The 11,891-nt window shown below is 42.1% G+C and carries 9 protein-coding genes and 1 tRNA gene; all 10 read left to right on the top strand.

All coding sequences use genetic code 11. The features are described from left to right. Window positions 1-42 precede the first annotated feature (42 nt). Window positions 43-780, top strand: coding sequence for a ribonuclease PH (gene rph, locus ACOSV2_RS09980; RefSeq protein WP_113969535.1), 738 nt, complete (start codon window positions 43-45; stop codon window positions 778-780). 16 nt (window positions 781-796) lie between these two features. Continuing rightward, window positions 797-1,393, top strand: coding sequence for an XTP/dITP diphosphatase (locus ACOSV2_RS09975; protein WP_428974939.1), 597 nt, complete (start codon window positions 797-799; stop codon window positions 1,391-1,393). Window positions 1,394-1,405: 12 nt separating this feature from the next. Beyond that, window positions 1,406-1,915, top strand: coding sequence for a metallophosphoesterase (locus tag ACOSV2_RS09970; protein ID WP_428974938.1), 510 nt, complete (start codon window positions 1,406-1,408; stop codon window positions 1,913-1,915). Between the two features lie 153 nt (window positions 1,916-2,068). Further along, window positions 2,069-2,145, top strand: a tRNA-Arg gene (locus ACOSV2_RS09965). A 108-nt stretch (window positions 2,146-2,253) separates the two neighbouring features. Beyond that, window positions 2,254-3,252 carry a tetratricopeptide repeat protein gene (locus ACOSV2_RS09960; RefSeq protein ID WP_428974937.1) on the top strand — a complete coding sequence of 333 codons (999 nt, stop codon included), beginning with the start codon at window positions 2,254-2,256 and terminating at the stop codon, window positions 3,250-3,252. A gap of 159 nt (window positions 3,253-3,411) precedes the next feature. After that, window positions 3,412-4,698: a trigger factor gene (gene tig, locus ACOSV2_RS09955; protein ID WP_428974936.1), complete on the top strand. Its 1,287-nt coding sequence runs from the start codon at window positions 3,412-3,414 to the stop codon at window positions 4,696-4,698. A 650-nt stretch (window positions 4,699-5,348) separates the two neighbouring features. After that, window positions 5,349-6,620 carry an ATP-dependent protease ATP-binding subunit ClpX gene (gene clpX / locus ACOSV2_RS09950; protein ID WP_397552039.1) on the top strand — a complete coding sequence of 424 codons (1,272 nt, stop codon included), beginning with the start codon at window positions 5,349-5,351 and terminating at the stop codon, window positions 6,618-6,620. A gap of 508 nt (window positions 6,621-7,128) precedes the next feature. Further along, window positions 7,129-8,787, top strand: coding sequence for an ATP-dependent protease LonB (gene lonB / locus ACOSV2_RS09945; protein WP_428974935.1), 1,659 nt, complete (start codon window positions 7,129-7,131; stop codon window positions 8,785-8,787). 170 nt (window positions 8,788-8,957) lie between these two features. Beyond that, the gene (gene lon, locus ACOSV2_RS09940) at window positions 8,958-11,282 is read left to right on the top strand and encodes an endopeptidase La (protein ID WP_113969528.1); all 2,325 of its coding nucleotides are present in this window, start codon (window positions 8,958-8,960) and stop codon (window positions 11,280-11,282) included. Then, a complete protein-coding gene (gene yihA / locus ACOSV2_RS09935; protein ID WP_428974934.1) occupies window positions 11,279-11,863 on the top strand; it encodes a ribosome biogenesis GTP-binding protein YihA/YsxC in 585 nt (194 codons plus the stop codon). The genes lon and yihA overlap by 4 nt, the downstream gene beginning before the upstream one ends. The last annotated feature ends 28 nt before the right edge of the window (window positions 11,864-11,891 follow it).

The raw sequence follows: 11,891 nt of genomic DNA, 5'->3' as shown, positions 1-11,891 counted from the left end.
GACCGTTTTTACATAACGTACGAAAATACAGGAGGTAATGATATGAGAACAGATGGTAGAGAAAAGAATCAATTGCGGAATATTGAGATCGAGACAGATTATGTGAAGCATCCGGAAGGCTCCGTCCTCATAACGGTTGGAGAAACAAAGGTCATTTGTAATGCCAGCATCGAAGAACGAGTGCCTCCTTTTATGAGAAACAGTGGAAAAGGGTGGATCACGGCAGAATATTCCATGTTGCCAAGGGCAACGGAAACGAGAAACATTCGCGAATCTTCTAAAGGGAAGGTTTCAGGAAGAACAATGGAAATTCAACGTCTTATTGGAAGGGCGCTCCGAGCTGTAGTCGATTTGGATGCGTTAGGAGAACGTACAATCTGGATTGATTGTGATGTCATTCAAGCAGACGGCGGGACAAGAACGGCTTCGATCACTGGGGCTTTCGTTGCTACGGCAATGGCAGTGGCAAAGCTTCAAGACAGCAAAAAAATATCTTCTTTTCCACTGAAAAGTTTCTTGGCAGCCACAAGTGTGGGGATTGTTGAAGAGCACGGGGCGGTTCTTGATTTGAATTATATTGAAGATAGCAGCGCATTGGTGGATATGAACATCATCATGACGGGTGAAGGCGAATTTGTAGAGCTGCAGGGAACAGGGGAAGAAGCAACCTTTACGATGGATCAATTGAAGCAACTGTTAAAACTTGGACAAGAAGGAATCCACGAGATATTCCAAATTCAGCAGCAATCATTAGGCGATATAGTAAAAAGATTTCAATAAAGGGATGAGACTGTAGATGACAAAACGAGTGATCATAGCCACGAAAAACAGGGGAAAAGCAAAAGAGTTTCAACATATGTTTGCTCCATACGGGTATGAGGTACAAACATTACTAGACCTTCCTCACATTGAGGATGTTGAAGAAACTGGTGAAACGTTTGAAGAAAATGCCATATTAAAGGCTGAAACGGTTGCGCAGGAATTGGGAGTACTGGTGATAGCGGATGATTCAGGTTTGGCCATCGATGCCCTGGAAGGTCGCCCGGGAGTGTATTCTGCACGCTACGCAGGTGAAGAGAAGAGTGACGAGGCGAACATGGACAAGGTATTAAGTGAGCTTGAATCTGTTGAAGAATCCGACCGTACCGCACGTTTTCACTGTGTTTTAGCGATTGCCGGGCCCAATGGGGAAACCAGGACCGTTACAGGAACATGCGAAGGCATGATTTTGCAAGAAAAGAGGGGAACGAATGGGTTTGGGTACGATCCGATTTTCTACGTTCCTACTCTTCAAAAGTCCATGGCTGAGCTATCTCAGGACGAGAAGAGTCAGATCAGCCATCGTGGAAATGCCTTGAAAAAGCTAAAGAACATAATCTCAGACTTTATTTAAAGGGTGAGCGGAATGAAACTATTGGTTGTAAGTGATAGTCACGGTTCAAATGAAGAGCTATTCGAGCTATCAGAGAAGTATCAGTCTACCGTAGATGCCATGATTCACTGCGGGGATTCTGAATTAAGTGCAGATGACCAGGCATTGTCCCCCTACCTTGTGGTGAGGGGAAACTGTGATATGGATGCCAGGTTACCCGACAATCTTGTTGAAAAGGTAGAGGGCCATTCAATTATGGTGACACACGGTCATCTGTATGGAATTAAAATGTCACTGATGAAGCTGCGTTATCAAGCTGAAGAAGTTGGAGCGCAATTTGTTTTCTTTGGTCATTCACACACACTCGGTGCAGAAATGAATAATGGCACATTGTTCTTGAATCCGGGAAGCATCCTTTTGCCAAGAGGCAGGATAGAACGAACCTACGCATTAGTTGAAGCAAGTGATCAGGAAATAAAGGTAACATTCTTAACTCATGATCACGTAGTTCTGGACGAATTGACTCAATCCTTTCAATTGTAAAATCATTGTGAGAACCTGCCACAGCGGGTTCTCTTCCATTATTCAAGATAGATGAAGCGGTCCCGGAAAATTAATTTAAACTTTTTTTGAAAATCTGTTGACTTATTGATGCTATGTGAATATAATAAATATTGTCCTTGAAAAACAAATCACGTCCCAGTAGCTCAGCCGGATAGAGCATACGCCTTCTAAGCGTACGGTCGGGAGTTCGAATCTCTCCTGGGACGCCATAAATCCTACATACACAAAGCTTACCTATAAAGGGTAGGCTTTTTTTGTTATCCAAAAGATATCGTGCTAAACTAAAGGCAACTAAAAAATATAGGCAGGTACGTTTTATGACTAAGGGAAACCATAAAGGAAAAATCATCCCTTTTCCAGGATTGAAGGATCGTTTGCTGGAAAAGGGTGTGCAGGCACTTGAGAAAGGAGAGGTTCATGAATCCTCTCAGTTGCTCACGCAAGCCTATGAATTAGAACCTGATAATCCCGATATTAATACTGCACTCGTGCTATCTCTTTATGAAAGCAAGCAGTACGACAAAGCCAGGTCCATATGTAAAGAGATGCTCCTTGAAGGGATCGGGGACTATTTCGAAGTCGTTGATATGTATTTGATGATTCTCATCCAGCTTCATCAGCACAGGGAAGTGGTCGACACAATCAACGTCCTGTTTGATGAAAAAGAAGTGCCCTTTGAAAAGGAAGAACATTTCAGGAAGCTTCTCCAATTCAGTGAAAAAGTAGTGAACGGAAAAGCGTCAATTCCTGAAGAAGGAGCATCAGAAGAGGATCAATCGTCTATCTTATCCGGGAAGAGCCTGGAGGAACAGACGTTGATCGTGGCACAGCTGGTTCATCGTAACATTCAACCGTTCATCGGGGAGTTACAAGCGGTTTTAAAGGACCCGTCCGCCCATCCATTTCTGCAAACGATGATCTTAAATGTTTTAAGAGAGCATGGAATGGATAAAGAAGTAGATGTAGCAAAGTTCGGCTTGGAGGAGCGGGTGTCTCCTGCCGCATTGGAAGATGTGTTCGAGTCTGATTTCTATAAGATGGTCACAGACTCATTGGACGATCTTCTGGCCCAAACGAATCCTACGCTATTTCAGCACGCTCAAGAATTACTGAAAAGGCATACCTTCCTTCTCTATCCTTTTACACTTGAGGAGGAACCGAAAGCAATCGCTTCGGTGTATGCTTACTATACGGCAGGGATGTTTGCCGATGCAATCCTTGAAGAAGAGTTAAAAGACCAGGTTGAAAACACACAATCTCAGTGGATTCTTACAAGAATTACGGAACTAGAGGAAATTTCCTCTCCTAATATTTAAATGCTCTCTGTTGAAAGCCAGTGGCTGTATGTTATAATGTAATGGTTGTAATGTAAAAGTTTTTCATATATTTACGATGATAGTGCTAGATTCATACGGGACTATCTACTACTATGCGTAAAAATACAAGATCAATTATAGATTGTTGGAGGGAACAGTATGTCTGCAAAATGGGAAAAGCAAGAAGGAAACCAAGGAGTACTTACAATTGAAGTTGAAGCTGCAAAAGTAAACGAAGGTTTGGACGCAGCATTCAAAAAGGTTGTAAAACAAGTTAACGTACCAGGATTCCGTAAAGGGAAAATGCCTCGCGGAATGTTTGAAAAACGTTTTGGTGTTGAATCACTTTACCAAGATGCATTAGATTTCATCTTACCTGAAGCATATGCGAAAGCAATCGAAGAAACGGGAATCGATCCAATCGACCGTCCGGAAATCGATGTTGAGCAAATGGAAAAAGGCAAAGATCTGATCTTCACTGCTAAAGTACAAGTGAAACCAGAAGTGAAACTTGGTGAATACAAAGGTCTTGAAGTAGAAAAAATGGAAACAGAAGTAACAGCTGAAGATGTAGAAGCTGAACTTACTTCACTTCAAGAAAAACAAGCTGAACTAGCTGTAAAAGAAGAAGGAAAAGCTGAAGAAGGCGACACTGTAACAATGGATTTCGAAGGATTCGTTGACGGTGAAGCATTCGAAGGCGGCCAAGCTGAGAACTATTCTCTTGAATTAGGTTCAGGTCAATTCATCCCAGGTTTCGAAGAGCAGTTAATCGGGGTTGCATCTGGAGAAGAGAAAGAAGTAGAGGTTAACTTCCCTGAAGAATACCATGCTGCTGAACTTGCTGGTAAGCCTGCAACATTCAAAGTGAAAGTTCACGAAATCAAAGCGAAAGAACTTCCGGCATTAGATGACGAGTTCGCTAAAGACGCTGACGAAGAAGTTGAAACGCTTGCTGAACTAAAAGAAAAAATCGAAAAACGTCTTCAAGAGTCTAAAAAGAACGAAGCTGAAACAGCCGTTCGTGAAACTCTTGTAAATAAAGCTTCTGACAATGCTGAAGTTGAAATTCCAGAAGTAATGGTTACAGCTGAAGTGGACCGCATGATGCAAGAATTCGAACAGCGTCTACAAATGCAAGGTATGAACCTTGACCTTTACTTCCAATTCTCTGGTCAATCAGAAGAAGATCTTAAAGGTCAAATGAAAGAAGATGCTGGTAAACGCGTTCGCACAAACCTTACACTGGAAGCAATCGCTGCAGCTGAAAACCTTGAAGTAACCGACGAAGAAGCAGAAGAAGAAGTAAATAAAATGGCTGAACAATACAACATGTCTGCTGACAACATCAAACAAGCACTAGGCGGCCTTGACACACTTAAAGCTGACCTTAAAGTACGTAAAGCAGTAGAATTCCTTGTTGAAAACAGCAAAACTGTAGCATAATAAAAATAGCAAACAAGGCGCGAATCATTCGTGCCTTGTTTTGTACAATGAAATGAAGATCCTGCTAGATTTTGACTCATTCGTGTGAAACGAATGTTTCACACGCTTTTCAGCTTTGCTGAAAAGTAGCCACCATCCTCAAAAGCGAAAGAGCAGACTGGTTTGCTCTATCGTTTTTGAGGATGGTGGCATAAATGAGCCAAAATCTCCACTACACTAAGCTTCACTTCGAACTTATGTGTAGGAGCAAACGAGTTTGCTCCAGGCGTTTTTTGTTTCTGTGGCAAAATGAGCCAAAATACTATACTCTATCTAATAAGAAACTTTATCCAACAAACAAGAATAAGAACCACTATTTTTGGAAAAAGCTTATTAAACGGGGTTGCATTATTTTTCACCAGGAATATACATAATTAGATTTCTTACATTACCTGACTTCAATTGGACAAGATACTAACTAGCAATGTAAAATATTTGCTAAAATGCGTGTTACATAATAAGATGATTCTTAAGAATCGTATCAATTTCTTTACGAACATATAATATGATAAAATGCAGTACATAACTTTAGGTAATGGGATGTAAGAAATCGTTCGTTTATTGAAAACAGAGCACGATTTTATGAAGTTTTAACTAAGGGGTGAAAATCATTGTTTAAATTTAATGATGAAAAAGGACAACTAAAATGTTCTTTTTGCGGAAAAACACAAGACCAAGTTCGTAAACTAGTCGCTGGACCAGGTGTGTACATCTGTGATGAATGTATCGAACTTTGCACAGAGATCGTAGAAGAAGAGCTTGGTACGGAAGAAGAAGTAGAATTTAAAGACGTTCCGAAACCTCGTGAAATTCGGGAAATCCTGGACGAATACGTAATTGGTCAGGACCAGGCAAAGAAATCTCTGGCTGTAGCCGTATACAACCACTACAAGCGTATCAACTCAAGCAGTAAAGTCGATGACGTTGAACTGTCCAAGAGTAATATTGCGATGATCGGGCCGACAGGTAGTGGTAAAACATTACTGGCTCAAACACTTGCTCGTATTCTTAACGTTCCTTTCGCCATTGCTGACGCCACTTCACTGACTGAAGCTGGTTACGTAGGGGAAGACGTAGAGAATATTCTATTGAAATTGATCCAGGCAGCTGATTACGATGTAGAAAAAGCTGAAAAAGGAATCATCTACATCGATGAAATCGATAAAGTAGCACGTAAATCTGAAAATCCATCAATCACTAGAGACGTTTCAGGTGAAGGTGTTCAGCAGGCACTTTTGAAAATTCTTGAAGGTACGGTAGCAAGCGTTCCTCCTCAGGGTGGTCGTAAGCATCCTCATCAGGAATTCATCCAAATCGATACGTCCAATGTACTATTCATTTGTGGTGGAGCATTTGATGGAATCGAACAAATCATTAAACGCCGCCTAGGTCAAAAGGTGATTGGTTTCGGTTCTGATCCTAAAAGCGCAGAAGTAAAAGAAGATAAATCCCTTCTTTCTAAAGTTGTACCTGAAGATCTATTGAAGTTTGGATTAATCCCAGAATTCATCGGTCGTTTACCTGTGATTTCAAGCCTCGAGCCTCTTGATGAAGAAGCACTAGTTGAAATCCTGACAAAACCAAAAAATGCGCTAGTAAAACAATATCAAAAAATGCTTGAACTAGATGATGTCGAGCTTGAGTTCACTGAAGATGCCCTGCTTGAAATCTCTAAAAAAGCAATCGAGCGTAAAACGGGTGCCCGCGGACTACGTTCTATCATCGAAACCATGATGCTGGATGTAATGTTCGATCTTCCTTCCCGTGATGATATTAAAAAATGTATCATTACAAAAGAAACCATCCTTGAAGATGCGGCGCCACACCTAATGCTCGAAGATGGAACCATGATCGACCCGAACGAAGAAAAAACATCAGCCTAACAGCTTAAAGTAAAGCCAAGAATGATTTATCATTCTTGGCTTTTTTGATTCGTGAACAGATGTACAGGAGACCCTCTGTCATTGCATTGAAATTTAATATAGGAGCTATCATATTGAGATTGTTTGCTGCTCCTTTGTAGATGGTATTGGAATAACCCCTCAACCTATCTACAAATAAGAGTTTTTTGTTTATCTCTGTCATTAGGCAGTCGGAATACAAGCACAGAGTGGATTGTAGCGGAAGGCACTTGACTCCTGCGGGAAATAGAGGAAAGGTCGAGACCTCGCAGGGCAAAGCACGAGGAGGCTCGACTTCCTCCCCGCGGAAAGCAAGTGCCTGGAGCGGAAAGGAACGGACTTTGTTTTAATACAATCTCTTATTTACCATCAGTAGTCGTTCCATATTTATTAATTTTACTCATTTTTGAACCAGAATTTTTTTGTTTATTCCCACAGGGTCAAGGAGATACTAACCGATAACAACTTGTATCTACTTGGAGGGAGACGAATGAGCTTTACTAGCATCGCTTTGTTTATCCAATTATTCTTCGGAATCATCATTGGATTGTACTTCTGGAACCTATTGAAAAATCAGCGAACGCAAAAAGTTTCCATTGATCGTGAATCAAAAAAAGAAATGGAAGAGTTACGAAAGATGAGATCCATTTCATTAACTGAACCTCTTGCAGAAAAAGTAAGACCATCAAGCTTTGAAGATATTGTTGGCCAGGAAGATGGAATAAAAGCCCTGAAAGCAGCCTTATGCAGTCCGAACCCTCAGCATGTGATCATCTATGGTCCGCCTGGAGTCGGGAAAACCGCAGCTGCCCGTCTGGTCTTGGAAGAAGCCAAGAAGAATATAAAATCTCCTTTTAAACCTGCCGCTGTCTTTGTTGAACTGGATGCCACAACCGCACGTTTCGATGAACGGGGAATTGCCGATCCTTTGATTGGGTCTGTTCATGATCCTATATACCAAGGAGCGGGAGCCATGGGACAAGCGGGGATTCCCCAGCCGAAGCAAGGGGCTGTAACGAATGCCCATGGAGGAGTATTGTTCATTGATGAAATAGGAGAATTGCATCCTATCCAAATGAATAAGTTATTAAAAGTACTGGAAGATCGCAGAGTGTTTCTTGAAAGTGCCTATTATAATGAAGAAAATCATCAAATCCCCACCCACATACATGATATATTCAAAAATGGCCTTCCGGCAGATTTCCGTTTAATCGGTGCGACCACCCGTACCCCAAGTGAAATCCCGCCGGCCATCCGCTCGAGATGTATGGAAGTTTTCTTTAGAGAGCTTGAACATGATGAAGTGAAAAAAGTAGCTGCAAGAGCCGTTGGAAAAGTGGAGATGGCGATTAGTGACAAGGGTCTTGAAACGCTTGCCTCCTATGCCCGTAATGGACGCGAAGCGGTTAATATGGTCCAGATTGCAGCTGGAGTGGCCATTACAGAAAACAGAAAAGAAATCTTTGATCATGAACTGGAGTGGATCATCCAATCCAGTCAGCTTTCTCCCCGCTATCAGAAAAAAATCAATGAACAAGCAACAATCGGCCTGGTAAATGGGTTAGCCGTCACAGGCCCTAATACGGGTTCACTACTCGAGATTGAAGTAACGGTGATCCCGGCAACGGATAAAGGCCTGATCAATGTGACGGGAATAGTGGAAGAAGAAAGCATTGGGGATCGTAGTAAATCAGTCCGAAGAAAAAGCATGGCGAAAGGCTCCATCGAAAATGTGATTACGGTGCTTCGTTCTATGGGAGTACCTGCTGATCAATATGATATTCATGTGAACTTTCCTGGTGGAGTCCCTGTAGACGGACCTTCTGCCGGAATCGCCATGGCACTTGGCATCTACTCTGCCATTTACCGTATCCCAGTGAAACATACCATTGCTGTTACCGGTGAGATCAGTATCCACGGTCTTGTAAAACCAGTCGGAGGTGTGACCGCGAAAGTGAAGGGCGCGAAATTGGCTGGTGCCACAATAGCGATCATCCCTTATGATAATCATCAAGCCATGTTAAGTGAAATTGAGGGGATTGAAGTGATTCCTGTGAAACAGCTTAAAGAAGTATTGGATCTTGCTCTTATGAAGGAAACGCCACAGCAAACGGATCTCATAACAGAACAAAATAAGAAAAGTGTATAGACTGTTGACCGATTCGGGTCTATCCGAATCGGTTTGTTTTTGAATGGAAGAGAAATGGAATAAGCGGTAAACGGATTGAATAAAGTTGTAAATACCTATTTAATAGACACTACCTAGTAAATAAGTTAGAATTGTACAAAGACTTAGAGCAAAATTCGGAGGTGTTATATGTGGCAAATCAAAATAATTTAACGGTTCCCCTCCTTCCATTAAGAGGCTTACTTGTGTATCCAACAATGGTCTTACATTTAGATGTTGGACGTGAGCGCTCCGTACAAGCTTTAGAAAAAGCAATGATGGATGATCATTTAATTTTCTTAACCACTCAAAGAGATATGAATATAGATGAGCCAGCACAAGAAGATTTTTACGAGATGGGGACTCTTACAAAGGTAAAGCAGATGCTTAAATTACCGAATGGAACGATCAGAGTTCTGGTTGAAGGTTTAAACAGGGCGTCTATTGAAACATTTACTGAGCAAAAAGACTTTTATGAAGTGGAAATCAAGGAATTCAAAGATTCCGAAGTGAAAGAATCAGAAACAGACGCTTTAATGAGGACGTTATTGAATTATTTCGAACAATACATAAAGCTATCCAAAAAAGTTTCAGCAGAAACGTATTCAACTGTTTCAGATATTGAAGAGCCGGGTAGACTGGCGGATATCGTCGCCTCCCATCTTCCGCTGAAAATGAAAGAAAAGCAAAACGTTCTTGAAACACTGGATATTAAGAAACGTCTTCAAATGGTGATCGAGACCATCAACAATGAAAAAGAAGTGCTTAGCCTTGAGAAGAAAATCGGGCAGCGTGTGAAGCGTTCCATGGAAAGAACCCAAAAAGAGTACTATTTACGGGAGCAAATGAAAGCCATTCAAAAAGAATTAGGCGACAAAGAAGGAAAAACCGGTGAAATTGAAGATTTAACGTCTAAGATTGAACAAGCTGATATGCCGGAGGACGTTGAAAGAACTGTATTGAAAGAGTTAGCGCGCTATGAGAAAGTGCCATCAAGCTCTGCTGAAAGCTCTGTGATCCGCAATTACATTGAATGGCTTGTATCCCTGCCTTGGTCGACTGAAACAGAAGATCAATTGGATATCAAGCGTTCCGAACAGATTTTAAACCGGGATCATTATGGCCTTGAAAAGGTAAAAGAGAGAGTGCTTGAATACTTGGCTGTTCAACAGTTAACACGATCCCTTAAAGGACCTATCCTGTGTCTTGCCGGACCTCCCGGTGTCGGGAAAACCAGCTTAGCCCGCTCCGTGGCTGAATCACTGGGTCGAAACTTTGTCCGGATTTCCCTTGGAGGCGTTCGGGATGAATCTGAGATCAGAGGTCACAGACGTACGTATGTCGGTGCGATGCCTGGAAGAATCATTCGTGGCATGAAAAAAGCAGGTACCATCAACCCAGTCTTCCTCCTTGATGAAATTGACAAGATGTCAAGTGACTTCAGAGGTGATCCTTCTTCTGCCATGCTTGAAGTACTTGATCCAGAGCAGAACTCGAACTTCAGTGATCACTATATTGAAGAAACGTATGATTTATCGAAGGTCATGTTCATCGCAACGGCGAATGATTTATCGACCATTCCAGGACCACTCCGAGACAGAATGGAGATCATTACGATTGCAGGTTATACAGAGCTTGAAAAATTAAATATCGCGAAGCATCATTTATTAGATAAGCAGATCAAAGATCATGGCTTAAACAAATCGAAGCTTCAAGTGAGGGATGAAGCGATTGTCGATATTGTTCGCTATTACACAAGAGAGGCAGGGGTGAGAAGTTTAGAACGCCACCTTGCAGCCCTTTGTAGAAAAACGGCGAAGATCATTGTCTCTGGTGAGAAGAAGCGAGTCGTGATTACGTCCAGTAATATTGAGGAGTTCCTGGGGAAGAAAAAGTTCCGTTATGGTCAAGCAGAAATAGAAAACCAAATCGGAGTTTCAACAGGTCTTGCTTACACGACCGTTGGCGGAGATACTTTGCAGATCGAGGTATCTTTAGCCCCTGGTAAAGGAAAGCTTGTGCTGACAGGTAAATTGGGAGATGTCATGAAGGAATCCGCTCAGACGGCATTTAGTTATGTTCGTTCGAAAGCGAAAGACCTTGGGATCGACGAGTCATTCCATGAGAAACATGACATTCACATCCACGTTCCTGAAGGAGCAGTCCCGAAAGACGGTCCTTCAGCAGGGATTACCATTACGACGGCACTCGTATCCGCACTGACAGGTAAATACGTCAATCGTGAAGTAGGAATGACAGGTGAAATGACTCTGAGAGGAAGAGTACTTCCAATCGGAGGAGTGAAAGAAAAAACATTAAGCGCGCATCGTGCCGGAATTAAAACGATTATCCTTCCGAAAGATAATGAAAAGGATATTGACGATATTCCTGAGAGTGTAAGGGGAGAATTAACGTTCATCCTTGTAGCCCATATCGATGAAGTCTTAGAGAAAGCATTAGTAGGTGAAAAGAAGTGAAAGTAAATCAAGTTGAGCTAGTCATCAGTGCAGTCAGGCCTGAACAATATCCTGGCGATATCCTTCCCGAGTTTGCCTTAGCGGGACGCTCGAACGTAGGGAAATCCTCATTCATCAATAAAATGATCGGTCGTAAGAGCATGGCAAGGATTTCATCCAAGCCGGGTAAAACCCAGACGCTGAACTTCTATAAAATAGAAGAAACCCTCTATTATGTGGACGTACCTGGTTACGGTTTTGCCAAAGTTTCCAAAACAGAACGGGAAGCATGGGGGAAGATGATTGAAACCTACATCACTTCCCGTGAACAGCTAAGAGCGGTTATCCTGATCGTGGACTTGCGTCATGCACCGACCAATGATGATGTCATGATGTATGATTTCCTCAAACATCATGGGCTTCCATGCATCGTCATCGCCACCAAAGCGGATAAGATCCCGAAAGGCAAATGGCAGAAGCACCTGAAAGTTACAAAAGAAACCCTGAACATGGACAGTGAAGACGATCTCATCATGTTCTCTTCCGAAACAGGCCTTGGAAAAGACAAAGCCTGGGACGCCATCAAGTCTTATTATAAATAAGCTTAAAAGAACCGAATTCCGCATATGT

Source organism: Rossellomorea sp. DUT-2 (assembly GCF_052665285.1).
This window is presented reverse-complemented; position numbering and strand designations above follow the sequence as displayed.